This window comes from Brevundimonas sp. NPDC055311 (genome assembly GCF_053645695.1).
In genome coordinates this window covers 56,562-80,916 of the sequence record NZ_JBSHMV010000001.1, presented here as the reverse complement: position 1 = coordinate 80,916, position 24,355 = coordinate 56,562, and the positions used below count along the sequence as shown (strand labels likewise).

The window sequence follows — 24,355 nt, the reverse complement described above, 5'->3', positions numbered from 1 at the left end:
CTGTTGCTGTATGCATCGTTTCAGTTTTGCCGGAGCGGCCATGCCCAAGATTCTCGTCCTCTACCACTCGACCTACGGCCACATCGAACAGATGGCCGAAGCCGTCGCCGAAGGCGCGCGGCAGGTCGAAGGCGCCGTCGTGGACATCAAGCGCGTCCCCGAAACCGTGCCGGAAGAGCTGGCGCGCAGTTCAGGCTACAAGATGGATCAAGCCGCGCCGATCGCCACGGTGGCGGAACTGGCCGACTATGACGCCATCATCCTGGGCGCCGGCACCCGCTTTGGCACCGCAGCCTCGCAGATGCGCGCCTTCCTGGACCAGACGGGCGGTATGTGGGCGCAGGGCAAGCTGGTCGGCAAGGTCGGCAGCGCCTTCAGCGCCTCGGCCACCCAGCACGGCGGCCAGGAGACGACCTTCCTCGGCCTGCATCATTATTTCATGCACCAGGGAATGGTTGTCGTCGGCCTGCCGTACGCCTTCGCCGGCCAGATGAACATGGACGAGATCACCGGCGGCACCCCATACGGGGCCACGACCCTGACCAAGGGCGACGGCTCGCGCATGCCGAGCCAGAATGAACTGGACGGCGCCCGCTTCCAGGGCAAGCATGTCGCGGAAATCGCCAGGAAGCTGCACGGTTAAGATCATGCGCCAGCCCGCACTCTTCTTTGGTCACGGCTCCCCCATGAATGCGCTGGGCGGTCCCTTCGCGGACACCTGGCACGCGTTGGGGCAGGAGATCGGCAAGCCGAAAGGCGTCGTCATGGTCTCGGCTCACTGGGAGACGCGCGGGCTGGGCGTGACGGCACAGGAGTTGCCGGAAACTATCCATGATTTCGGAGGCTTCCCGGCCGAACTTCACGCTATGCAGTATCCCGCGCCCGGCTCGCCCTCGCTGGCGAACCGGGTGGCGCAACTGACAGACGCAGTGCAGACGACGCAGTGGGGGCTGGATCACGGGACCTGGTCCGTCCTGGCCCATGTCTGGCCGGACGCGGACGTGCCCGTGGTGCAATTGTCGTTGGACCGCACCCTCGACGCCCGCGGCCATTATGAACTGGCCCAGCGCCTGCGCCCCTTGCGGGACGAAGGCGTCATCGTCGCCGGTTCGGGCGATTTCGTGCACAATCTGCGGACGTGGAAGCGGGCGGGCGGCGAGCCCTATGACTGGGCCGTCGATTTCAATGAGGCGGTCAAGCGCGCCTTCATGGCGGGCGACCATGACGCCCTGATCGACTGGGTCCACCTGGCCGAACAGGCGCAGCTCAGCGTTCCGACGGACGAACACTATCTGCCGTTGCTTTATGTCGCCGCGCAGCAGGCGCCGAGCGAATCCGTCAGCTTCTTCAATGATGTGATCGAAGGCGGATCGATCTCGATGACGGGCGTCCGGATCGGCTGACCGGACGCCGCGTTTCGTTTCTTAGCGTCGGCCGCCGCGCAGGGCGTTGTCCAGCGACCATGGCCCCGGCCCGGCGAAGACCAGATACAGGAAGACGAAGCAGTAGAGCGCCGCCAGCTCTCCGCCGTTGTTGATGGGGTAGGGGCTCTGCGGCGCGTGAACCATCCAATAGGCCACGGCGGTGAAGCCTGACAGGATGAAAGCCGTCGGGCGGCTGAACAGGCCCAGCGCCAACAGAACGCCGCCGACCAGTTCAATGGGACCGGACCAACCCGCCAGAGTCGACAGATCGACTCCGCCGCCGCGACCGCCCGGCGGAAAACCCAGGATCTTCTGCGCGCCGTGCTGAAGCAAAAGCAGGCCGGAGACAATTCTCAGAAGGCTGAGAAAATGCGGCTCCCAGCCGGCCAGGGATGTCGAACGTCGGGCCATGAAATCTCCTCGGCCGTTGCGCCCCGCGAGCGGGACCGGACGGCCGAGGTTATGACACTGGCGTCGAACGGCAAGCGCCTTGTCAGGCGCTCTTCAATTCATCCTCGACCTTCTTCTGGATGGTCACATAGTCGGTCTTGCCGGTGCCCAGGACCGGAATGCTTTCGACCTTGATGATCTTCTTCGGCACCGCCAGTTCGGGCGCTCCATTGTCACGCGCCCATTCGGTCAGGCGTGAGCTCTCGGCCTCCGCGACGTCGGTGACCAGCACCAGGCGCTCGCCCTTCTTGCTGTCAGGCACGGCGACGACGGCGTGGTGGCCGGTCGGCCAGACGGCGCCGGCCATGCCTTCGACCGCCGTCAGGGACACCATCTCACCGCCGATCTTGGCGAAGCGCTTCACCCGGCCCAGGATGGTGATGTAGCCCTCGGCGTCGATATCGACGATGTCGCCCGTATCGTGCCAGCCGTCCGCCAGGGGCTCCAGATTGTCCGGGTCGTTCGGCGAGATGTAGCCTTCCATCACGTTCGGGCCGCGCAGATACAGGCGGCCGCCGACCTCGATGCCTTCAACCGGTTCGATGCGGTATTCCATGCCCGGCAGTATCTGGCCCACCGTGCCTGGCCGGTTGCGGTCGGGGTGGTTCACGGCGACGACCGGCGCCGCCTCGGTGGCGCCATAGCCTTCCAGCAGGGTCAGGCCGCCGAACTTGGCGTCGAAGGCGGCGCGGGTTTCTTCGCGCACCTTCTCGGCTCCGGCGACCGCGAACTTCAGGGTGGCGAAGTCGCCGAGCTCGGCCACGCGGGCGTACTGGTTCAGGAAGGTGTCGGTCGCGAAGAGGATCGACGCCTTCACCTGGGGCAGAAGATCGGTGATCTGCTTGGCGTGCAGCGGCGAGGGATATTCAAACGCCTTCAACCCCTGCAGCAGCGGCAGAATGACCCCGCCTGTCAGGCCGAAGCAGTGGAAGGTCGGCAGCGGATTGAACATCACCCAGTCGGGGTCCAGGTCGATGTGGGCCGCCACCTGGCGCGCATTGGCGACCAGGTTCTTCTGGCTCAGCACCACGCCCTTGGGCGCGCCGAAGCTGCCCGAGGTGAACAGCACCACGCCCGCCGAATCCGGGGCGGTCTTCACGCGAAACCGCTTGGGCGCCATGCCGGCGCTGAGGCCGTACAGCTTGTCGGCCAGGCCGATGGTCTTGCGGATATCATCCAGCCAGACGATCTCGGAAACCTCGCCCAGGGCTTCCATCAGGTCGTCCAGCTTGGCCTGGGTGACGAAACGCTTGGCCGACAGGATCTTCTTCACGCCCGCCGTCTTCAGCGCGGCCTTCAGATTGGCTTCGCCCGAGGTGAAGTTCAGCATGACCGGCACGCGGCCGAAGGCGTGCAGGGCGAAGAAGGTCACCACCACGCCTGCGCTGGACGGCAGCAGCACGCCGACGCGCTCGCCCGGTTGGGTCAGTCTGGCGATCTTGCGGCCCAGCACGAAGGCGGCGCGGATCAGGCCGGTATAGGTTAGGGGGTGGCGATCCTGGTCCTCCAGAATCTCCTTGTCGCCGTAGCGGGCGCGCGCATCGATCAGCGCGTCGAACAGGGTCTCTTCATAGACCTTGGGGTCCAGGGCTGCCCGCAGCAAGCACGTCCTCCTTCGGAGAGCTCTGGCGCGGCCCTCTCGGTTACAAGAGGCCGGAACCTAGTGACGTAAGGTCGCCTTGAAAAGATGCGTAACGTCGCGTGAGGCCGTTCCGATGTCGGACTGAAACCGACTGTGCCTTGCCTTTGCACATCGGAAGGCCGACATACCGCCTTCAGAAACAGGAGCCAGACCGCCGGCGATGGTCACGCTGATCGACACCCTGCAGAAGAAGCCATCTGAGCTTCGTCACCCTGAAAAGCAGAACCGCCCGGAATCGGCGGTGCTGAAGAAGCCCGACTGGCTGCGCGTCAAGGCGCCCGGCTCGGGCCAGTACAACGCCACCAAGGACATCGTGCGCTCCAAGGGGCTGCACACCGTCTGTGAAGAGGCCGCCTGCCCGAACATCGGCGAGTGCTGGAGCCAGAAGCACGCCACCCTGATGATCATGGGCGACACCTGCACGCGGGCCTGCGCCTTCTGCAACGTCAAGACCGGCCTGCCGCAGCCGCTGGACCCGGAAGAGCCGGCCAAGGTCGGCCTGGCCGTGGCCCAGATGGGCCTGAACCACGTCGTCATCACCTCCGTGGACCGCGACGACGTGTCGGACGGGGGCGCCGCTCACTTCGCCGAAGTGGTGCGCCAGATCCGCATCCAGGCGCCGAACACCACGGTCGAGATCCTGACGCCTGACTTCCTGCGCAAGGACGGCGCGGCCGAGGTGATGATCGACGCCACGCCCGACGTCTTCAACCACAACCTTGAGACGGTTCCGCGCCTGTATCTGAAGATACGGCCGGGCGCCCGCTACTTCCACTCCCTGCGCCTGCTGCAGATGGTCAAGGAGCGCGACCCGAACCAGTTCACCAAGTCCGGCATCATGGTCGGTCTGGGCGAGACCAAGGAAGAGGTCATGCAGGTGATGGACGACATGCGCTCCGCCGGCGTCGACTTCATCACGATCGGCCAGTACCTGCAGCCTACGCGCAAGCACGCCTCGATCGACCGCTTCGTCACGCCCGAAGAGTTCAAGGCCTATGAGGCGATCGCGCGGGCCAAGGGCTTCCTGATGGTGTCGTCCTCGCCGCTGACGCGCTCGTCGCACCATGCGGGCGACGACTTCGCCCGGCTGCGAGCCGCGCGTGAGGCCCAGTTGTCGTCCCGGAACGGCCGCTGATCCTTTGGCCGTCCATCGCGTAACGCGCATCCTGCCCTATGCGCCTGAACAGCTCGCCGCCATGGTGGCGGACGTGCGCGCCTATCCCGACTTCGTGCCGTGGATCACCGCCATGCGCGTCTGGAACGTGCGGGACGAGGCGCCGGGCGTGCATCTGCTGGACGCCGAGGCCGGGGTCGGATTCGCCTTCCTGACCGAGAAGTTCTCAACCTGGGTGCGTCATGACGTGCACGCGCCCAAGGTCGAGGTCGGCCTGATCCGCGGCCCGTTCAAGTACCTGAAGAACCGCTGGGAGTTCCATCCGCACCCGCAGGGGACGCGACTGGAATTCTCCATCGACTTCGCCTTCAAGTCGCGCATGCTGGACATGATGCTTCAGGCGAACTTCGACCGGGCGGTCGACAAGCTGATCCAGTGTTTCGAGAGCCGGGCCAAGGCTCTTTACGGCAAGAGGTAGGACCATGGGCGCGCCTTTCGACTTCGATGCGACGGTCGTGGGCGCGGGAGCTGTGGGGCTGGCCTGCGGTCGAGCGCTGTCACGGCGCGGCCTGATGGTGCTGGTGCTGGAGAAGGAGCCGCACATCGGTCAGGGCGTCTCCTCGCGCAATTCCGAGGTGATTCACGGCGGACTCTATTATCCGACCGGCTCGTTGAAGGCGAAGTTCTGCGTCGAAGGGCGGCGCGCCCTTTATGATTTCCTGGAAAGCCGCAAGGTCGACCACTGGAAGTGCGGCAAGCTGGTCGTGGCGACCGAGGAAGCCGAGGTTCCGCGCATCGAGGCCATCTTCCAGCAGGCCGCCACCAACGGCGTCGAGCGGCTGGAACACCTGACCGGCGCCCAGGCGCGGACGCTTGAGCCGGAACTGAACGCCCACGCCGCCATCCTGTCGCCCGAAAGCGGCGTGTTCGACAGTCACCGCTATATGCTAGCTCTGCAGGGCGAGATTGAGGACGCGGGCGGCGCGGTCGTGATCTCCGCGCCTTTCGAGGGGGCGGAAGGCTTGCCGGGCGGCGGCTTCTCTGTTCGCGTGGGCGGGGAGGGGGCGATGACCGTGACCAGCCGCCTTCTGGTCACGGCGCCTGGCCTGTCGGCTCAAGACGTCGCAGCTCGAATCGACGGCTATCCCGCCGCTAATATTCCCGCGCGTCATCTAGGCAAGGGGATCTACTTCCGTCTGACGGGCGCGGCGCCGTTCAACCGCCTGATCTATCCGCCGCCGATCCCCGGCGCGCTGGGCACCCACTACCGCAAGGATCTGGGCGGGCAGGGGGTGTTCGGTCCCGACCTGGCCTATGTCGAGACCGAGGATTACTCCGTCGATCCGGCCAAGGCGGAAGAGTTCGCCCGCTACATCCGCCGCTTCTGGCCCGGCGTGACGGTCGAGCGGCTGACCCCCGACTACGCGGGCATCCGGCCCAAGCTGCATGGGCCGGGCGAGCCGCAGCCGGATTTTCAGCTTCATGGCCGAGAGCATCACGGCATCGACGGCCTGATGGCCCTGTTCGGCATCGAAAGCCCCGGCCTGACCAGTTCCCTGGCGATCGGCGAGGCGGCGGCCGAGACCTTGGCGGGCTCGGCTTGAGCCTGACGATCAGTCGAACGCCGACAGCGGGATTGAGACGAGGCTGAACGGCAGGACGGGGTCTCCCGAACCGCGACGGTTCAACTGACTGTTGGCGACGATGAGGCGGTCGCCGCGCACGGCGGCCGTGGCGGGCCAGGCCAATTCGGCGAACGCCAGCCGCTTCGCTTCCGTCGCTGTGGTGAAATCGGACGACAGATCCAGGGCCACGATCTCCTCGGACCACTGACGCACCACGAACAGCCTCTGACCGTGCAACGCCAGGCCGTCGCCGCCGTCCAGCGCCGAATCACCTGTGTCGATCGCCGTGATCTCGCGGGTGCTCGTATCGATTCGAAAAAGCTTGCCGGCCTTCATCTGCACGACGAGCAGATAGCGTCCGTCCGGCGTGGTCGCGATTCCGTTCAGATTGGCGTCCTCGCCGTAGCGAATGGCCGTTCCCTCGAACGACAGCCAGGGCTGCAGCGCCTGATCGGCGATGGGATCGCGCGGCGCGCGCCATAGCACCGGCCGCACGGTGTCGGTGAAGTAGGCCGCATCGGTCGTCAGGGCCACGTCGTTGATCAGCGCCGCGCCTTCGGGGGTGGTGAATCGCGCCAGTCGTCGACCGGTGGCGATGTCGACGACATGCATCGAGCCTGTCCGCGCCCCGGCGACCCACAGGCGTCCTTCGCCATCGGCCTTGAGGCCCAGAGCCACTGAAACCGGCGTCGCGGGGCGGGCGTCGGCCATATCCAGCGGATCGCCGATCACGATGGTCGCCCTGTTTTCGGGATCAACGCTGACGACGACGCCGGTATTGGCGCTGGTGGTGTAGATCGCGCCGGTGGCTGGATCGACCGTCACGCCCTCGGGGTAGGCCGCCGCTTCGGGTAGAGCCAGGACCGCGATGCTCGACGTGGACTGTTCCCGAGCCTGAGCCGGCGCTCCGGCGAGGAGGCCGATGAAGGCGACAGACCCCGCCGTCGTCATCCAGAAATCGCGCCAAGAATCGCGCATGTCGTCCTCCCATGATATTCAGCGCCGGAACTCTGCCGTAGGGATGGGCCGGATGCCACCCTCGTCGAGGCGGCGGCAGGCCGAACCATTATCATTCCGCGACTTGAAATCCCTTGCGGCTTCATGCATAAGCCCGCCCTCGCGTGGCGGCTCTTATCGGGGGGCCGCCGCTGTTGTTTTCGCGTCTTCACCGGCGCACCGACTTAGAGATTGAGACGGACATGGCCGTTCCGAAGCGCAAAACTTCCCCCTCGCGTCGCAACATGCGTCGTGCTCACGACGCCCTGGGCGCCAACACCTATGTCGAAGACAAGGACACCGGCGAGCTGCGTCGTCCGCACCACATCGACCTGAAGACCGGCATGTACAAGGGCCGTCAGGTTCTGACCCAGCAGGAAGACTAAGGTCTCCTCTGGCGATCCGGCTCCAGCCGGGCGCAAATTCAGCGGCGCGCGAGCCTCTCGCGCGCCGTTTTCGCATATGTTCGCCGTCGTCTCGCCTGTGGCGATTCAAGCGGGTCTGGTCTAAACCGGCCCGACCTTTCCCAACTCAGTCAGAGCGCAGAGATTCATGACCGATATCGTCGACATCGTCGCCCGCCAGATTCTCGACAGCCGGGGCAATCCGACGGTTGAAGTGGACGTGATCCTGGAAGACGGCAGCTTCGGCCGCGCCGCCGTGCCGTCGGGCGCTTCGACCGGCGCGCACGAAGCCGTCGAACTGCGCGACGGCGACAAGGACGTCTGGGGCGGCAAGGGCGTCGAGAAGGCGGTCGACGCCGTCAACGGCGAAATCTTCGACGCCCTGTCCGGCATGGACGCCGAGGACCAGCGCCGCATCGACGAAGCCCTGATCGAACTGGACGGCACCGAGAACAAGTCGCGTCTGGGCGCCAACGCCATGCTGGGCGTGTCGCTGGCCGTGGCCAAGGCCAGCGCCATCTCGGCCGGTCTGCCCCTGCACCGCTATATCGGCGGCGTCTCGGCCCGCATCCTGCCGACGCCCATGATGAACATCATCAACGGCGGCGCCCACGCCGACAACCCGATCGACATTCAGGAATTCATGATCATGCCGACGGGCGCCGAGAGCTTCTCGGAAGGCCTGCGCATGGGCGCCGAAATCTTCCACGCGCTGAAGAAGGCGCTGAAGGACGCCGGCCACAACACCAACGTCGGCGACGAGGGCGGCTTCGCTCCGAACCTGGCCTCCGCCGACGAAGCCCTGACCTTCATCACCAAGGCGGGCCAGGCGGCGGGCTATCTGGCAGGCGAAGACTTCCACCTGGCCCTGGACGTCGCTTCGACCGAGTTCTTCAAGGACGGCAAGTATGAGCTGGCCGGCGAGGGCAAGTCCTTCGACGCCGAGGGCATGGTCAACTATCTGGCCGATCTGGTCGAACGCTTCCCGATCGTCTCGATCGAGGACGGCTGCGCCGAGGATGACTTCGACGGCTGGAAGCTGCTGACGGATCGCCTGGGCGACCGTGTCCAGCTGGTCGGCGACGATCTGTTCGTGACCAACCCGCGCCGTCTGGCCGCAGGTATCGGCGAGGGCCTGGCCAACTCCATCCTGATCAAGGTCAACCAGATCGGCACCCTGTCCGAGACGCTGGACGCCGTCGATATGGCGCACCGCGCGGGCTACACCGCCGTGATGTCGCACCGTTCGGGCGAAACCGAGGACTCGACCATCGCCGACCTGGCCGTGGCCACCAACTGCGGTCAGATCAAGACCGGCTCGCTGGCCCGTTCGGACCGGACGGCCAAGTACAACCAACTGCTGCGTATCGAAGAGATGCTGGGCGACCAGGCCGCCTATTTCGGCGACGGCATGCTGCTGAAATAAGCTGCATCACGAAGATGTGCTGGGCGTCGCCTCCGAACCTCGGGGGCGGCGTTCGCAATTACGGCCAAGCTACGGTTCGTTAGGCATTTTCGCTCACTGATAGGTCACCGTGTTTGTGCGCGCTCAGAAGGAGCGTCCGTTGTGCCCGAGCAGATGAAGCCCTACCTGCCGTCCGTCCTGCTGCTGTTGCTGATCGCCTATCTGGGCGTGCAAGCCCTGACGGGTGAACGCGGCCTGCTAAGTGGCGGTGAACGCGACGCTTTGCTGTCCCAGCGACAGTCGCAACTGACGCGCTTGACCGAGCAGCGCCAGGACCTGGAAGTCCGTGTCCGCTACCTGCGCACCGAGAGCCTCTCGAAGGATCTTCTGGAGGAGCGGGCGAGGGCGGTGATCGGCTTCGCCGACCCGCGCGACTATGTGGTTCGGCTGAACGGCCCCGCCGGCCACAACCGTGGCGCGACCCGCGCCTCCTGAACTATTGTTACAGCCTGGCTGGCTGCTTTGCGTTTCGGGAACGAAGGCTGCTAAAGCCCCTTTCTGTAACGATAAGAGTCCCTGAAACAGGGGTGTAAGCCGGGAGATGCCGGATGGCGAAAGCCGCCGCTCAGAAAAACTCGCCCAGCACGGGCGAAAAGATTCCGAACACGCCGCAGGCTTCCAAGGAAGACCTGCTGCGTTTCTACCGCGAGATGGTTCTCATCCGTCGCTTTGAAGAGCGCGCGGGCCAACTCTACGGCATGGGCCTGATCGGGGGCTTCTGCCACCTGTACATCGGTCAGGAAGCCGTGGCCGTCGGCGTTCAGGAGAGCGTCAAGCAGGGCTACGACAAGATCATCACGGGCTACCGCGACCACGGCCACATGCTGGCCGCGGGCATGGACCCGAAGGAAGTCATGGCCGAGCTGACGGGCCGCATCGGCGGATCGTCCAAGGGCAAGGGCGGGTCCATGCACATGTTCGACGTGCCGACCGGCTTCTACGGCGGTCACGGCATCGTCGGCGCGCAGGTCGCGCTGGGCACGGGTCTGGCCTTCGCGGGCAAGTACCGCGGCGACGACTCGGTCAGCTTCGTCTACTTCGGCGACGGCGCGTCGAACCAGGGGCAGGTCTACGAGAGCTTCAACATGGCCCAGCTGTGGAAGCTGCCGGCCATCTACATCATCGAGAACAACCAGTACGCCATGGGCACGAGCATCGAGCGCTCGTCGTCCACGACCGAACTGTATCAGCGCGGCGCCAGCTTCGGCATTCCCGGCGAGCAGGTCGACGGCATGGATGTCCTGGCCGTGCGTGACGCCGCCGCCCGCGCCGTGGCGCGCGCCCGCGCCGGCGAAGGTCCCTACATCCTGGAAGTGAAGACCTACCGCTATCGCGGCCACTCCATGTCCGACCCGGCCAAGTACCGCACCAAGGAAGAGGTGGACGAGGTCAAGAAGACCCGCGACCCGATCGACCACATCAAGATGCTTCTCGCCGCCGCCAAGGCGACCGAGGACGAACTGAAGGCGATCGACAATGAAGTGAAGGCCGTCGTGGCCGAAGCTGTACAGTTCGCTCAAGAGAGCCCTGAGCCGGATCCGTCCGAGCTCTACACCGACGTCTACGTGGAGGCCTGATACGTGACGGACATTCTGATGCCGGCGCTGTCCCCCACGATGGAAGAGGGCACGCTGACCAAGTGGCACATCAAGGCTGGCGACGTCGTGTCGGCCGGCCAGGTGATCGCCGAGATCGAAACCGACAAGGCGACGATGGAAGTCGAAGCCGTGGATGAGGGCGAAGTCCTCGAAATCCTGGTGGCAGAAGGCACCGAGGGCGTGAAGGTCAATACGCCGATCGCACGTCTGGCGGGCGAAGACGGCGCTGCGGCGCCCGCGCCGAAAGCCGCTGAGCCGATGACGGCCGTTGAAGCCGAGGCGCCTGTCGCCGCAACGGCCGCCGCTGCGCCTGCCCAGCCCAAGGTCGAATTGCGTGATCCTGAGATTCCGGCCGACGCCAAGCTGGTGAAGACCACCATCCGCGACGCCCTGCGCGACGCCATGGCCGAGGAAATGCGCCGCGACGAGGCCGTCTTCCTGATGGGCGAGGAAGTCGCCCAGTATCAGGGAGCCTATAAGGTCAGCCGGGATCTGCTGCAGGAATTCGGTGATCGCCGCGTGGTCGACACTCCGATCACCGAGCACGGATTCGCCGGCCTGGGCGTGGGCGCGGCGTTTGCGGGCCTGAAGCCGATCGTGGAGTTCATGACGTGGAACTTCGCCATGCAGGCGATCGACCACATCATCAACTCGGCGGCCAAGACCCTGTACATGTCCGGCGGCCAGATGGGCTGTCCGATCGTCTTCCGCGGTCCGAACGGCGCCGCCGCCCGCGTGGCCGCCCAGCACAGCCAGGACTACTCCGCCTGGTACGCCCAGATTCCGGGCCTGAAGGTCGTGGCGCCCTATGACGCCGCCGACGCCAAGGGGCTGCTGAAGGCCGCCATCCGCGATCCGAACCCCATCGTCTTCCTCGAACACGAGATGATGTACGGCCACGAGTTCGACGTGCCGGACGTCGAGGACTATGTCGTGCCGATCGGCAAGGCCAAGGTCCGCCGCGAAGGCACGGACGTCACCATCACGGCGCACAGCCGCATGGTCGGCTTCGCCCTGCAGGCCGCTGAAAAGCTTGCTGAAGAAGGCATCTCGGCCGAAGTCGTCGACCTGCGCACCCTGCGTCCGCTGGATCACGAGACGATCGTCGAGAGCGTCAAGAAGACCAACCGCCTGGTTTCGGCCGAGGAGGGCTGGGGTCCCATGGGCGTCGGCGCCGAAGTGGTCGCCCGCGTGATCGAGCACGCCTTCGACTATCTGGATGCGCCGCCGCTGCGCGTGCACCAGGAAGACGTGCCGCTGCCCTACGCCGCCAACCTGGAAGCCCTGTCCCTGCCGGGCGTCGACAAGATCGTCGCCGCCGTGAAGAAGGTGATGGCGTGACCCAGCCCGCAGAGTTCGAACTGACCGTGCCGGACAGCGTCGCCGCTGACGCCGACGCGGTCGAACTGCTGCGCATGTGGTGGTCGAAAGACGAACCGGTGATGTCGGTGAAGCCTGCCTTCGCCGACCCCATCAAGTTCGGAGAACTCCTGGCCTATGCCGCGCGCCACATGGCGCATGGCTACGCCGTGCGTCACGGCCACAATGAAAAGGCCGCCTATGACCGCATCCTTCAAGGGCTCAGCGACGTGATCAAGGCCGATAACGTCCGCACCGTCGCCGAGCCGGTTTCACCGCAAGCGGGGAACGCCTGATGACCGATATCCTGATGCCCGCCCTGTCTCCGACGATGGAGGAGGGCGTGCTGGCCAAGTGGCACGTCAAGGTCGGCGACACCGTCTCGGCCGGCGACGTGATCGCCGAGATCGAGACCGACAAGGCGACGATGGAAGTCGAAGCCGTGGACGAAGGCGAAGTGCTGGAAATCCTGGTGCCGGAAGGCTCCGAGGGCGTGAAGGTCAATACGCCTATCGCCCGCCTGTCCGGCGACGACGTAGCGCCCGCGCCCAAGAAAGTTGATGCTCCGGCCGAGACGCCGAAGGCTGAAGCGCCCAAGGCGGAGGCTCCGAAGGCCGAAGCCGCGCCCGCTCCGGCCGCACCGAAGTCTGACGACGGCGGCCGCATCTTCGCCTCGCCGCTGGCGCGCCGTCTGGCCGCTCAGGCCGGTCTGGACCTGAAGGCCGTCAAGGGCACCGGCCCGCACGGCCGCATCGTCAAGCGCGACGTGGAGGCCGCCGGCAAGGGCGGCGCTCAACCGGCCGCCGCGACGGCTGCGACCGCAGCCGAGCCGCGTAAGGCCCTGTCGCTGGTTCAGATGGGCATTCCGGACGGCAGCTATGACCTGATCCCGCTGGACGGCATGAAGAAGGCCGTCGCCCGCCGCATGGTCGAGAGCGTGCAGAACGTGCCGCACTTCCCGCTGTTCATCGACGTCGAGATCGACCAGCTGATGGCCGTCCGCGCCAAGGTGAACAAGATGCTGGAGCCGCAGGGCGTCAAGGTCTCGGTGAACGACTTCGTCATCAAGGCCGCCGCCCTGGCCCTGAAGATGGTGCCGGAGGCGAACGCCTCCTACACCCCCGAGGGCATCGCCATGCATCACAACGCCGACGTTTCCATGGCGGTGGCGATCGACGGCGGCCTGATCACTCCGATCATCCGCAAGGCCGAGGCCAAGGGCCTGGCCCAGATCGCGACCGAGTCCAAGGACCTGGCCAAGCGGGCCCGTGAGCGCAAGCTGAAGCCCGAAGAGTTCCTGGGCGGCACCTTCTCGGTGTCCAACCTGGGCATGTTCGGCATCAAGCAGTTCACCTCGATCATCAATGAGCCGCAGGGCTGCATCATGAGCGTGGGCGCCGGCGAACAACGTCCAGTCGTCAAGGACGGCCAGATCGTGCCGGCTACCGTCATGACCGTGACCCTGACCTGCGATCACCGCGTGGTCGACGGTGCGACGGGCGCCCGCTTCCTGCAGGCGTTCAAGCCGCTGATCGAAGATCCCGTGGCGATGCTGGCGTAAGGGGAGGGTGAAGTCATGACCTCGGTCTATGACTTCTCCGCCCGGGCCATCGATGGCGCGGACGTGGCGCTGGACCGCTTTCGCGGTCAGGCGTTGCTGATCGTCAATACGGCGTCAAAGTGCGGCTTCACCGGCCAGTATGCCGGGTTGGAGAAGCTGCACCGCGACTTCGTCGACGCGCCGTTCGAGGTCCTGGGCTTTCCCTGCAACCAGTTCGGCCAGCAGGAGCCGGGCAGGGCGGCGGAAATCGCCGCCTTCTGCGCCAGCAGCTTCGACGTGACCTTTCCCCTGTTCGACAAGGTCGAGGTCAACGGACCGAACCGCCACCCTCTCTACGCCTGGCTCACCCGACAGAAGCGCGGCTTCCTGGGCTCCCAGGCCATCAAGTGGAACTTCACCAAGTTCCTGACCGACCGCGAAGGCCGCGTCGTCGCGCGCTATTCGCCCCAGACTGAACCCGAGGCCATCAAGGCCGACATCGAGAAGTTGATCTGATCATGGCTGCTGAATTCGATCTCGTCGTCATCGGCTCGGGCCCCGGCGGTTACGTCGCGGCCATCCGCGCCAGCCAACTGGGCCAGAAGGTCGCCATCATCGAGCGCGAGAACCTGGGCGGCATCTGCCTGAACTGGGGCTGCATCCCGACCAAGGCCCTGCTGAAGTCCGGCGAGAAGTTCGAGAGCCTGTCGCACCTGAAGGACTACGGCCTGTCCGCCTCGGGCGCCTCGTTCGACTTCGACGCCATCATCCAGCGCTCGCGCGGCGTGGCCAAGCAACTGAATCAGGGCGTCGGCTTCCTGATGAAGAAGAACAAGATCGAGGTCATCGAGGGCTCGGCCAAACTCGAGAAAGGCGCCGCTGCGCCGAAGGTCGTCGTGGCTCTGAAGGCCGGCGGCTCGCGCACGATCGAAGCCAAGACCGTCATGCTGGCCGTCGGCGCCCGCGCCCGCGCCCTGCCGCAGATCGGGCTCGAGGCCGACGGCGACAAGATCTGGGCCTATCGCGACGCCCTGGCGCCGAAGAAATTGCCCAAGACCTTTGTGGTCATCGGCTCGGGCGCCATCGGCATCGAGTTCGCCAGCTTCTACCGCGCCCTGGGCGCCGAGGTGACGGTCGTCGAAGCCGTTGACCGCATCATGCCTGTCGAGGACGAAGAGGTCTCCAAGGCCGCCCAGAAGGGCTTTGAAAAGCGCGGCATCAAGTTCAAGCTCGGCGCCAAGGTGACCAAGGTCTCTAAGGATTCCAAGGGCGTGAAGGTCGATCTTGAAGTCAACGGCAAGGTTGAAAGCCTGGAGGCCGAGGTCTGCATCTCGGCCGTCGGCATCACCGCCAACACCGACGGCATCGGTCTGGAGGCGCTGGGCGTCGAACTGGACCGCGGCCACATCAAGACCGACAGCCACTGCCAGACCAATGTGAAGGGCCTGTACGCCATCGGCGACTGCGCCGGCGCGCCCTGGCTGGCGCACAAGGCCTCGCACGAAGGCATTCACGCCGCCGAACACATCGCCGGTTACAAGACGCCGAACGTCCATTCGCCGATCGCCGGCTGCACCTACGCCCAGCCGCAGGTCGCCTCGGTCGGGGTGACGGAGCAGGGGGCCAAGGCCGAGAAACGCGAGGTCAAGATCGGCCGCTTCCCGTTCAAGGTGAACGGCAAGGCCATCGCTGCGGGCGAGACCGAAGGCTTCGTCAAGGTCATCTTCGACGCCAAGACCGGCGCCCTGATCGGCGCCCACATGATCGGCGCAGACGTCACCGAAATGATCCAGGGCTACGTCACCGCCATCACCATGGAAGCGACCGAGGAAGACATCCACGGCATCGTCTATCCGCACCCGACCATGTCCGAGGCCATGCACGAGGCCGCTCTGGATGCCTATGGCCGCGTGATCCACATCTAGGGCGGTTGTTAGAAAATCTGAACTGTGGCTAAGAGGATCGCTCCTCCCCACGGTTCGGATTTCCTATGATTGTCGCGCCTGACGTCCTCGGCCTGATCGGCAACACGCCCCTGGTGCGCCTCAAGCGCGCCTCTGAGGCGACCGGCTGCGAAATTCTGGGCAAGGCCGAGTTTCTGAACGTCGGCGGCTCGATCAAGGATCGCGCGGCGCTCAGCATCATCCGCGCGGCGCGCGCCTCGGGCGCGCTGAAGCCCGGCGGAACGATCGTCGAAGGCACGGCGGGCAACACCGGCGTGGGCCTGACCCTGGTCGGGGCGGCGCTGGGCCATCCGGTCGTCATCGTCATGCCGCGCACTCAGACGGAAGAAAAGAAGCGGGCCGTACGCCTGCACGGCGCCCGTCTTATCGAGGTCGATCCGGCGCCCTTCGCCAGCCCCAACCATTTCGTCCACTTTTCGCGTCGTCTGGCCGAGGAACTGAACGACAGCGAGCCGAACGGCGCCTTCTACGCTGACCAGTTCGACAATCCGGCCAATCGTCAGGCTCACTATGAAGCCACTGGGCCGGAAATCTGGAAGCAGACGGACGGCCGCGTCGATGGTTTCATCTGCGCCGTCGGCTCGGGCGGCACTCTGGCGGGAACCTCAGCCTATCTTCGTGAGCGCAATCCGGCCCTGCAGGTCGGCCTGGCCGACGTGCCGGGCGCCGCCCTCTACAGCTGGTTTACCGAGGGCGTGCTGAAAGGCGAGGGCGGTTCAATCGCCGAAGGGATCGGCGTCAATCGCATCACCGGAAATCTGAACGGGCTCTCGGTCGATCATGCCTATCGCATCGAGGATGCGGAGTTCCTGCCGATCCTCTTCGACCTGGTTCGCGAGGAAGGGCTGTCGCTCGGTCCCTCGAGCGGCGTCAACATCGCCGGCGCCATCCGCATGGCGCGGGATATGGGGCCCGGCCATACCCTCGTGACCGTCTTGTGCGACGCCGGTCAGCGCTACGCCAGCAAGATCTATGACCCGGCGTTCCTGAACGCTCGCGGCCTGCCTACGCCGAACTGGATGCGCTGATGACCCGCCGCAAGGATTCCGCCGTCGACAGCCGGCTTCCGCCGCTCAACGCCCTGAAGGCTTTCGAGGCCGCCGCCCGTCGGCTCAACATCACCCGCGCCGCCGAGGAGCTATCCGTCACGCCCGGCGCCATCAGCCAGCAAATCCGCATTCTGGAAGAGCACGCAGGAGCCCCGCTGTTCCATCGCGAAGGTCGTCAGATTGCGCTGACGGAGCTGGGCGCCGAACTCTATCCGCTGTTGCGCGACGGGTTCGACTATCTGAAACGGGCAGGGGACCTGCTCTATCGGCCCGACCGCCGCCACGCCCTGGCGGTCAGCGTGCCGCCGTCCTTCGCCTCCAAATGGCTGGCGCCGCGCATCGCCCGTTTCGCGGCGGCGCATCCTGAAATCGAGGTTTGGATGTCGGCCGACATGCGGCTGGCTGACGTCAGCGGCGGCCGGGTCGACGTTGCGGTCCGTTACGGGCGGGGCGACTATCCCGGCGTGCGCTCGGAAAGGTTGCTGAACGCCGATGTGACGCCGGTCTGCGCGCCCTCGTTAACCATGGGCGACAACGCCTTGCGTCGGCCGTCGGACTTGGCGCGCCACGTCCTGATCCATCTGCGGCCCAGCGAATTGGAAGAACCGCGCCCGGACTGGGCGGCTTGGCTCAAGGCCCGGGGACTGACGGACATCGACGCCCAGGCCGGGCCGCGTTTCGATCAGACGGCCTTGGCCATTGAAGCGGCGGCTCATGGTCAGGGCGTGGCCCTGGCGCCGTACGCCTTTGTCGCTGAAGACCTTGCGTCCGGCCGGCTGGTGGCGCCTTTCGCTGACGGCGCTCTGACTACGGAACTGGCTTACCACGTCCTGACCAAGCGCAGCGGCGCATCAGCGCCGGCAAGGGCGTTCGCCGCCTGGCTCAAGCATGAGGCCCAAAGCGCAGCAGAGGCCAACATCGACGACCTGTGAAGGCAGATGCAGTGTTATCGCCTAAGAAATATTATGCGAAGGGAGCGCCAGTTCGATAGCGTTGCACCATTCCTAGCAACATAGCTCGACGCCCCGCTGCGCAGCCATTCAAACAGCGCAGCAGCGGGGCTTCGGGCGGGCCACAGCCACAACTTTCGTTCTTGATTAAGCTTCACAGCACGTGACATGCGATGATCTGGCCGGCGACACCATACAGGGCTTCGCCGATCGTCTGCTGATCCCGGCTGATGGAGCGCGACTGACACTTTAGGTGACGAACTGATGGCTCAGTGACGGCCAGCGACGCTGACTGACTGTTCAAACAGGCGGACGTCTGGGGGCGTCCGCGCCCTCAGAGCACGCGGCGAACCACAGACTCGAGATCAGCAATGCGCCATGAGTGGACGTTGGTCGGTGTCCCAATAGCTGACATTTAATAAGCCGCGACCGCTACCCCACCACCACACCTTCATACCCCGCTGGCTTTTTTTCGGGCCACAGCCCTGAACGGGAGGGTGGTAGCAAACGCCCCAGATTGGCCGACGACAGGACGGCGCCTTTGTCGCGATTTGGGCCTCTGCACGACCGGAGCCTCATGCTCAGCGGCAGTCTGGCGCACGGCCGACGCCGGCTGCAGCCGTCCGTCAGAATAGACGCCGCTATGACGAAACTCATCCAACCAAGCCTGCCATCAGCCAGCAGCGCACCTGATTTCCAAAGAAATAAACGGACAGCCAAAACGTTTCTCGCGATTGACTTGAGCAGTCCCCTCTCTATGGCTTGGAATAACGCAGCGAAGGGGCGCTGGAATGCAGGGCGAGGCTTCGGCTTCCTACGAAAAAGCCGCTGAGGCCCACGCTATTCTGCTGAACGATCCGTCGTTTCAGTTCGATCGCGCCAATTTCGACCCGCCACAGACACCCGGTTGGCTGCGCTGGATCGGCGAAGCGTTGCAGTTCCTCGCGCCGGTGCTGAAATGGGTGTTCTGGATCGGGCTGGCCCTACTGGCGGGACTGATCCTCTACGCTATCGTGCGCGAGATTCTGCGACTGCAGAAGCCGGACGCCAAGCCTGATAAGCCTGCGACGCCGGTCGAAGCCGACTGGCGGCCGGACGTTCAGGCGGCCCGCGATCTGCTGGTCGAGGCGGACGCACTGGCTGCACGCGGACAATACGCCGACGCCGCCCACCTGTTGTTGCTGCGGAGCGTACAGGACATCGAGAAGCGCCAGCCGCGCGCGCTGCGGGTGTCGCTGACGGCGCGCGAGATAGCCCGCCTGAAAGCCTTGCCCGAGGCGGCCCGCCCCGCCTTTGAACGGATCGGCCGGGTGGTCGAACGCAGCCTGTTCGGCGGCGCCGCCGTGGGCGCCCAGGATTTCGCCGACTGTCGCCAGGCGTATGAGGCCTTCGCCCTGCCCGAGGGCTGGCGCGCATGAGCCGTTCCGCCAAGGCGACCGGGAACGCCTTTTCCCCCGTCGTCCTCATCAGCCTGCTGCTGGTCAGTGTCGTGGCGCTGGCCGGGCTGGGCCTTCTGTCGGCCTATGCCCCCGAACTGAAGTCCGGCGACGACGGCGGCGGCCACGCCCTGTCGCGTAGCTCGACCGGATTTGGCGGGGCGCCGGTCCTGCTGCGAAACCTCGGCGTGCCAGTGACGATGAGCCGAGGCCGCCTGACGCCGTCCTCCGACGAAAGCCTGCTGGTCCTGACGCCGACGCCGAGCACCCAGCCCGAGCAGATCGACGACATCAACCATGCCGGTGCGACCCTGATCGTCCTGCCCAAGTGGAGCGCGGCGCCCGACCCCGAGCACCCTGGCTGGGTTCGCACAATGGGCCTGCTGCCCGCCCAGTCCTCAATGGCTCCGCTGAGCGAGCACCTGCGGCAGGGCGCCCGCCTGCAATCGCGCGACGGCCGCGCAACCGTCGCCTTGAAACGCCCAGACGGCAGGCCCTTCGGCGCGCCGGTCGATGTTGATGCGCTGATGACCCTGTCCGGCCCCGACTGGGTTCCTGTCGTGACGGATGATCTGGGCAGCCCGGTTCTGGCCATGCACGCGACCACGCGCGTTTATGTGCTGGCCGACGCCGACCTGCTCAACACCCACGGGCTCAAGACGCTGAACGGGGCCCGCACGGCCATCGCCCTGCTGGACGTCGTGCGGGCGAAAGACGCGCCGGTCATCTTCGACCTGACGCTGCACGGGATGCAGCGCACGCGCAGCCTGTTGCGGCTGATGCTGGACCCGCCGCTGCTGGGCATGACGCTGGTGCTGGCGGCGCTGGCGGTCTTCGCCGGCTATCAGGCCGTCGTGCGTTTCGGTCCCGCCCGCGAGAGCGGCCGTGTCATCGCGCTGGGCAAGCGCGGGCTGGCTGACAATACGGCGGGGCTGGTGCGGCTGGCTCGGCGCGAACATCACATGGCTGCGCCCTACGCCCTGCTGACCCGCGCCGCCGTGACCCGCGCCATCGGCGCCCCGCGCCGTCTGAGCGAGGACGAACTCGACGCCTTTCTCGATCGCGTCAGCCGGACCACCGGCGCGCACGCGACCTATTCCGCCCTGGCCGATCAGGCCCGGGCCGCCAAAACGCCCGGCGATCTGATGCAGGTCGCCGCCGCCCTCCATCGCTGGAACCAGGAGCTGACCCGTGGACGTCAATGAGGTGAAGACGATCGCCGAGCGCATCCGCGCCGAGATCGCCAGGGCCGTCGTGGGCCAGGACGGCGCCGTCGACCTGTTGCTGACGGCCCTGTTCGCAGGCGGGCACGTCCTGCTGGAAGGCCCGCCCGGCACGGCCAAGACCCTGCTGGCCCACAGCTTCGCCCGCGCGGTCGGGCTGGACTACGGCCGCATCCAGTTCACGCCGGACCTGATGCCGGGCGACATCCTGGGGTCCAACCTGTTCAACTTCCAGACCTCCAGCTTCACCCTGACGCGCGGGCCGATCTTCTGCGAACTGCTGCTGGCGGACGAGATCAACCGCACGCCGCCCAAGACCCAGGCCGCCCTGCTGGAAGCCATGCAGGAGCGCAACATCACCATCGACGGCCAGGCCCATGCGCTGAGCCCGCGCTTCACCGTCGTCGCCACCCAGAACCCGATCGAGCAGCAGGGCACCTATCCCCTGCCCGAGGCGCAGTTGGACCGCTTCCTGTTCAAGCACGTCCTCGACTATCCCGATCTGGAGCAGGAGCGCGCCATCATCGCCGCCCACGGGTCGCGCACCGGCCAGATGGACCCGGTCGCCCTGGGCGTCGAGACCGTGGCCGAGGCCGCCGCCATCGCCGCCGCCGTGGACGCCGTGGCCCAGGTGCGGCTGACGGACGAGGTCGTCGACTATATCGCCGCCCTGGTGCGGGCCACGCGCGATTCCGCCGATGTGGAGACGGGCGCCTCGCCGCGCGCGGGAGCCATGCTGGCCGTCGCCGCCCGCGCTCGCGCCGCTCTGGACGGGCGCGACTACGTCATTCCCGACGACGTGAAGGCGTTGGCGATCCCGGCTCTGCGCCACCGCCTGGTGCTGTCGCCCGCGGCCGAGATCGAGGGCCGCCGCGTTGAGCAGGTGCTGGCTGGCCTGGTGGATCAGGTGGCGGCGCCCCGGTGATCTACCCCAGCCGACGCGCAGTGACGGTCCTGGCGGCGGGAGCGCCCGTCGCCCTGCTGGCGGGCGTGCTGACGCCTGTCGGCTGGCTGGCCGGTCCGGTCTGGATCGCAGGCGTCGTGCTGCTGTTCGCGGCGGACGCCCTGCTGACCGGCTCGCGCTCCGGCCTGACGCTGGACGCGCCCGAGCCGGTGCGCGCCGCCGTCGGGCGACCGGGCCTGGTCGGACTGACGGCGCGCTTCGCCGCCCAAGGCCGCGCGCCGCATCAGGTCGAAGCCGCCCTGTCGGGCGAGGCCAAGCTGAGCGTGGACGACACCCCGCGCCAGGCCGGGGTGCGCGACCACGTCGCCGCCCTCGCCTTCCCCTTCACGCCCGAGAGACGCGGCGACGCGGCCCTGCATGAGCTTTGGGTGCGCTGGCGCGGACCGATGGGTCTGGCCTGGAAGCAGAAGACGTTCCGCCTGGATCTGTCGGCGCCGGTGCTGACCGATCTGCAGTGGGTGCGCGATCAGGCGGTGCGCCTGTTCGCCCGCGACGCCCTGTTCGGATCCAAGGCCCAGTTGGACATCGGCGAAGGCGCGGAGTTCCAGGCCCTACGCGACTATCAGCCCGGCATGGACCGGCGCGCCATCGACTGGAAGCAATCGGCCCGCCACGCCGCCCTGCTGGCCAAGGAATTCCGCACCGAGCGCAACCACAACGTCATCATGGCCCTGGACTGCGGACGCGCCGCCTGCGAACCGGTCGGCGGAATGCCGCGCGTGGACCGCTTCATCCACGCGGCCCTTCTGCTGTCCTACGCCTGCCTGCGCTCAGGCGACCGGGCGGGCCTGTTCGCCTTCGATTCCCGGCCGCGCCTGTCGACCGGCGCCGTCGGCGGCATGAACGCCTTCCGCACCCTGCAGACCGTCGTCGGCCGGGTCGACTATTCGACGCACGAGACCAACTACACCCTGGCCCTGGCCACCCTGTCGGGACAGCTTCAGCGCCGCTCGCTGATCGTGGTCTTCACCGACTTCACCGATTCCACCGCCGCCGAGTTGATGATCGAGTCTCTGGGCCGGTTGCTGAAACGCCACCTGGTGCTGTTCGTCGTCCTGCGCGACGAGGAGTTGGAGGGTCTGGCCGCCGCCGCGCCGGAAACGGCCGAGGACGTGTCGCGCGCCGTCGTCGCCGCCAGCCTGCTGCGCGAACGCGAAACGGTCATCAGCCGTCTGCGCCGCATGGGCGCCCACATCGTCGACGCCCCCGCCGATCAGGTCGGGCCCGAGGCGGTCAACGCCTATCTGGACCTGAAGCGGAGGGATCTGCTGTGACCGACGCCCCCCTGCTGAAAAGCCAACGCTTCCGCCAGGCGCGCGAAGACGACTGGCGCCGCCTGGAGCGGTTGATGGACAAGGCGGAAAAGGGCTCGGCGTCCAAGCTGACCGACGAAGAGATCCTGGCCGTGCCGGTGCTGTACCGTTCGACCCTGTCGGCCCTGTCGGTGGCGCGCGAGACCTCGCTGGATCAGGGGCTGATCGACTATCTGGAGACGCTGTCGGCGCGGGCCTACTTCTTCGTCTACGGCTCGCGGGCGACGCTGCGCGACCGGCTGACCGCCTTCTTTCGTCATGACTGGCCCGCCTCGGTCAAAGGCCTGTGGCGCGAGACCCTGGTGTCCGCCGCCCTGATGCTGCTGGGCGCCGTGGTCGGCGGCTGGCTGGTCATGCACGATCCCGAATGGTTCTACGCCTTCGTGCCAGGCGATCTGGCGGGCGGACGCGATCCGGGCGCCTCGACCGCCACTCTGCGCGCCACCCTGGACGGGACCGAGAACGCCGACGGCCTGTCGGTGTTCGCGGCCTTCCTGTTCACCCACAACGCCAAGGTCGCCCTGTTCGCCTTTGCGCTGGGCTTCGCCCTGTGCCTACCGACCGGCTTGCTGGTCCTCTACAACGGCGCGACGCTGGGCGCCTTCTTCGCCCTGTTCGCCAGCCGCGGCCTGGGGGTCGAGCTGGGCGGCTGGCTGCTGATTCACGGCGTAACCGAGCTGTTCGCCGTCATCCTGGCCGGCGCCGCCGGTCTGAAGATCGGCTGGGCCGTCGCCTTCCCCGGCCGGGCGCACCGACTGGACGCCGCCGTCCAAGCGGGGCGAACCGCCGGCGTGGTCATGGGCGGGGTCATCGTCATGCTGCTGCTCGCTGGTCTGCTGGAGGGCTTCGGACGGCAGCTGATCGCCGACACCGGCCTGCGCTACGCCGTAGCGGGCGTGACGGCCCTGATCTGGGGGCTCTACTTCTATGGTCCGAGACGGGAGGCGTCTCGTGTCCGCTGACGCCGCAAGGATCGACAAGACCGAGCGCCCCTTCGTCACGCCCGAGGGCGTGGACCTGCGACTGAACATCGGCGACGCGGGGCAAAGGGCGGCGGCCTTCCTGCTGGACGCCGCAATCATCATGGGCGTGCTGATCGCCTTCACCCTAGCCCTGATCTTCACCGGCGTCGGCGCCATAGGCGCGGCCGGACAGGCGGGGGCGGAACTGGTCGCCGTGCTGTGGCTGGTGGTCTTCTTCCTGCTGAGGAACTTCTACTTCACCGCCTTCGAGCTGTCGGCGGCGGCGGCCACGCCCGGCAAACGGGCGATGGGCCTGCGCGTCGCCTCGCGCGACGGCGGACGGCTCCGGGCGGAATCGGTGTTTGCGCGCAACGCCATGCGTGAGCTGGAGGTCTTCCTGCCGCTGTCGCTTCTGGTGACGCAGGCGGGTCAGGGCGGGGTCGACAGCTGGATGTATCTGCTGGCCTTCGTCTGGGCGGCGATCTTCGTCTTCTTCCCCCTGTTCAACCGGGACCGGCTACGCCTGGGCGACCTGGTCGGCGGCACCTGGGTGGTGCGCACCCCACGCCGCAAGCTGACCCGCGACATGGCCGACGACGGGTCGGAACAGCTGGCGAGGTATGACTTCACCCTGGCGCAGCTGGACGCCTATGGGACCAAGGAGCTGCACGTCCTGGAATCCATCCTGCGCACCGGTGAACGCAAGACCATGCGCGCGGTCGCCGACCGCATCATGGGCAAGATCGGATGGTCTCGCGATCCGCACCAGACGGACCGCGACTTCCTCAGCGCCTATTACGCCGCCGTGCGCGGGCGGCTGGAGCAGAAGCTGCTGATGGGCGTGCGGCGTCGCGACAAGCACGACGTCTGACGCCGC

Annotated in this window: 25 protein-coding genes; 22 read left to right on the top strand and 3 right to left on the bottom strand. The window is 66.6% G+C overall.

The annotated features are described in order from the left end of the window. Window positions 1–40: 40 nt before the first annotated feature. Window positions 41–643, top strand: a complete 603-nt coding sequence (wrbA, locus tag ACWIDZ_RS00385) for an NAD(P)H:quinone oxidoreductase (protein WP_343829769.1) — start codon at window positions 41–43, stop codon at window positions 641–643. A 4-nt stretch (window positions 644–647) separates the two neighbouring features. After that, complete coding sequence (ygiD, locus tag ACWIDZ_RS00380; protein ID WP_453988653.1) at window positions 648–1,403, top strand: 4,5-DOPA-extradiol-dioxygenase; 756 nt, start codon at window positions 648–650, stop codon at window positions 1,401–1,403. Window positions 1,404–1,424: 21 nt separating this feature from the next. Here ygiD and ACWIDZ_RS00375 read toward each other — a convergent pair whose 3' ends face one another. Both ACWIDZ_RS00375 and ACWIDZ_RS00370 read right to left on the bottom strand, forming a co-directional pair. Then, window positions 1,425–1,835 (bottom strand): DoxX family protein, encoded by a 411-nt coding sequence (locus ACWIDZ_RS00375; protein ID WP_291775137.1) that lies wholly within the window; start codon window positions 1,833–1,835, stop codon window positions 1,425–1,427. 82 nt (window positions 1,836–1,917) lie between these two features. Further along, complete coding sequence (locus tag ACWIDZ_RS00370) at window positions 1,918–3,474, bottom strand: AMP-binding protein (RefSeq protein WP_453988730.1); 1,557 nt, start codon at window positions 3,472–3,474, stop codon at window positions 1,918–1,920. 202 nt (window positions 3,475–3,676) lie between these two features. Between ACWIDZ_RS00370 and lipA the strand changes: the two genes are divergently transcribed. Genes lipA through ACWIDZ_RS00355 form a run of 3 tightly spaced genes read left to right on the top strand, consistent with a single transcriptional unit; the run spans window position 3,677 to window position 6,234 of the window. After that, complete coding sequence (lipA, locus tag ACWIDZ_RS00365; RefSeq protein ID WP_453988654.1) at window positions 3,677–4,651, top strand: lipoyl synthase; 975 nt, start codon at window positions 3,677–3,679, stop codon at window positions 4,649–4,651. A gap of 4 nt (window positions 4,652–4,655) precedes the next feature. Beyond that, window positions 4,656–5,108 (top strand): type II toxin-antitoxin system RatA family toxin, encoded by a 453-nt coding sequence (locus tag ACWIDZ_RS00360; RefSeq protein WP_453988655.1) that lies wholly within the window; start codon window positions 4,656–4,658, stop codon window positions 5,106–5,108. 4 nt (window positions 5,109–5,112) lie between these two features. After that, window positions 5,113–6,234 carry an NAD(P)/FAD-dependent oxidoreductase gene (locus ACWIDZ_RS00355; protein WP_453988656.1) on the top strand — a complete coding sequence of 374 codons (1,122 nt, stop codon included), beginning with the start codon at window positions 5,113–5,115 and terminating at the stop codon, window positions 6,232–6,234. Window positions 6,235–6,243: 9 nt separating this feature from the next. Here ACWIDZ_RS00355 and ACWIDZ_RS00350 read toward each other — a convergent pair whose 3' ends face one another. Further along, window positions 6,244–7,233 (bottom strand): hypothetical protein, encoded by a 990-nt coding sequence (locus tag ACWIDZ_RS00350; protein WP_453988657.1) that lies wholly within the window; start codon window positions 7,231–7,233, stop codon window positions 6,244–6,246. A gap of 221 nt (window positions 7,234–7,454) precedes the next feature. Here ACWIDZ_RS00350 and rpmF point away from each other — a divergent pair, with 221 nt between their 5' ends. The 17 genes from rpmF (at window position 7,455) to ACWIDZ_RS00265 (ending at window position 24,349) form a co-directional block, all read left to right on the top strand. Further along, a complete protein-coding gene (gene rpmF / locus ACWIDZ_RS00345; RefSeq protein ID WP_024352840.1) occupies window positions 7,455–7,637 on the top strand; it encodes a 50S ribosomal protein L32 in 183 nt (60 codons plus the stop codon). 166 nt (window positions 7,638–7,803) lie between these two features. After that, window positions 7,804–9,081, top strand: coding sequence for a phosphopyruvate hydratase (gene eno / locus ACWIDZ_RS00340; protein WP_291775151.1), 1,278 nt, complete (start codon window positions 7,804–7,806; stop codon window positions 9,079–9,081). Window positions 9,082–9,234: 153 nt separating this feature from the next. Further along, window positions 9,235–9,555: an FtsB family cell division protein gene (locus ACWIDZ_RS00335; RefSeq protein WP_291776129.1), complete on the top strand. Its 321-nt coding sequence runs from the start codon at window positions 9,235–9,237 to the stop codon at window positions 9,553–9,555. Between the two features lie 113 nt (window positions 9,556–9,668). After that, window positions 9,669–10,697, top strand: a complete 1,029-nt coding sequence (gene pdhA / locus ACWIDZ_RS00330; protein ID WP_338574961.1) for a pyruvate dehydrogenase (acetyl-transferring) E1 component subunit alpha — start codon at window positions 9,669–9,671, stop codon at window positions 10,695–10,697. 3 nt (window positions 10,698–10,700) lie between these two features. Then, window positions 10,701–12,059, top strand: a complete 1,359-nt coding sequence (locus tag ACWIDZ_RS00325) for a pyruvate dehydrogenase complex E1 component subunit beta (protein ID WP_453988658.1) — start codon at window positions 10,701–10,703, stop codon at window positions 12,057–12,059. Then, window positions 12,056–12,373, top strand: a complete 318-nt coding sequence (locus ACWIDZ_RS00320; protein WP_343829776.1) for a DUF5076 domain-containing protein — start codon at window positions 12,056–12,058, stop codon at window positions 12,371–12,373. Before ACWIDZ_RS00325 ends, ACWIDZ_RS00320 begins: the two co-directional genes overlap by 4 nt. Continuing rightward, the gene (locus ACWIDZ_RS00315) at window positions 12,373–13,638 is read left to right on the top strand and encodes a pyruvate dehydrogenase complex dihydrolipoamide acetyltransferase (protein WP_453988659.1); all 1,266 of its coding nucleotides are present in this window, start codon (window positions 12,373–12,375) and stop codon (window positions 13,636–13,638) included. Before ACWIDZ_RS00320 ends, ACWIDZ_RS00315 begins: the two co-directional genes overlap by 1 nt. A 15-nt stretch (window positions 13,639–13,653) precedes the next feature. Continuing rightward, window positions 13,654–14,133, top strand: a complete 480-nt coding sequence (locus ACWIDZ_RS00310) for a glutathione peroxidase (protein ID WP_338574968.1) — start codon at window positions 13,654–13,656, stop codon at window positions 14,131–14,133. 2 nt (window positions 14,134–14,135) lie between these two features. Next, on the top strand, window positions 14,136–15,542 hold the full coding sequence (gene lpdA, locus ACWIDZ_RS00305; protein WP_453988660.1) for a dihydrolipoyl dehydrogenase: 1,407 nt from the start codon (window positions 14,136–14,138) through the stop codon (window positions 15,540–15,542). Window positions 15,543–15,607: 65 nt separating this feature from the next. Further along, window positions 15,608–16,609, top strand: coding sequence for a cysteine synthase A (locus tag ACWIDZ_RS00300; RefSeq protein WP_453988661.1), 1,002 nt, complete (start codon window positions 15,608–15,610; stop codon window positions 16,607–16,609). Next, the gene (gene gcvA / locus ACWIDZ_RS00295) at window positions 16,609–17,562 is read left to right on the top strand and encodes a transcriptional regulator GcvA (protein ID WP_453988662.1); all 954 of its coding nucleotides are present in this window, start codon (window positions 16,609–16,611) and stop codon (window positions 17,560–17,562) included. The genes ACWIDZ_RS00300 and gcvA overlap by 1 nt, the downstream gene beginning before the upstream one ends. Before the next feature lie 809 nt (window positions 17,563–18,371). After that, the gene (locus ACWIDZ_RS00290) at window positions 18,372–18,998 is read left to right on the top strand and encodes a DUF4129 domain-containing protein (protein WP_453988663.1); all 627 of its coding nucleotides are present in this window, start codon (window positions 18,372–18,374) and stop codon (window positions 18,996–18,998) included. After that, on the top strand, window positions 18,995–20,221 hold the full coding sequence (locus ACWIDZ_RS00285) for a DUF4350 domain-containing protein (protein ID WP_453988665.1): 1,227 nt from the start codon (window positions 18,995–18,997) through the stop codon (window positions 20,219–20,221). Before ACWIDZ_RS00290 ends, ACWIDZ_RS00285 begins: the two co-directional genes overlap by 4 nt. Next, on the top strand, window positions 20,208–21,164 hold the full coding sequence (locus ACWIDZ_RS00280) for an AAA family ATPase (protein ID WP_453988666.1): 957 nt from the start codon (window positions 20,208–20,210) through the stop codon (window positions 21,162–21,164). Before ACWIDZ_RS00285 ends, ACWIDZ_RS00280 begins: the two co-directional genes overlap by 14 nt. Beyond that, the gene (locus ACWIDZ_RS00275; RefSeq protein ID WP_343831556.1) at window positions 21,161–22,477 is read left to right on the top strand and encodes a DUF58 domain-containing protein; all 1,317 of its coding nucleotides are present in this window, start codon (window positions 21,161–21,163) and stop codon (window positions 22,475–22,477) included. The genes ACWIDZ_RS00280 and ACWIDZ_RS00275 overlap by 4 nt, the downstream gene beginning before the upstream one ends. Beyond that, window positions 22,474–23,478 carry a stage II sporulation protein M gene (locus ACWIDZ_RS00270; RefSeq protein ID WP_343831555.1) on the top strand — a complete coding sequence of 335 codons (1,005 nt, stop codon included), beginning with the start codon at window positions 22,474–22,476 and terminating at the stop codon, window positions 23,476–23,478. Before ACWIDZ_RS00275 ends, ACWIDZ_RS00270 begins: the two co-directional genes overlap by 4 nt. Next, window positions 23,468–24,349: an RDD family protein gene (locus ACWIDZ_RS00265; protein ID WP_343831553.1), complete on the top strand. Its 882-nt coding sequence runs from the start codon at window positions 23,468–23,470 to the stop codon at window positions 24,347–24,349. Before ACWIDZ_RS00270 ends, ACWIDZ_RS00265 begins: the two co-directional genes overlap by 11 nt. Window positions 24,350–24,355 lie beyond the last annotated feature (6 nt).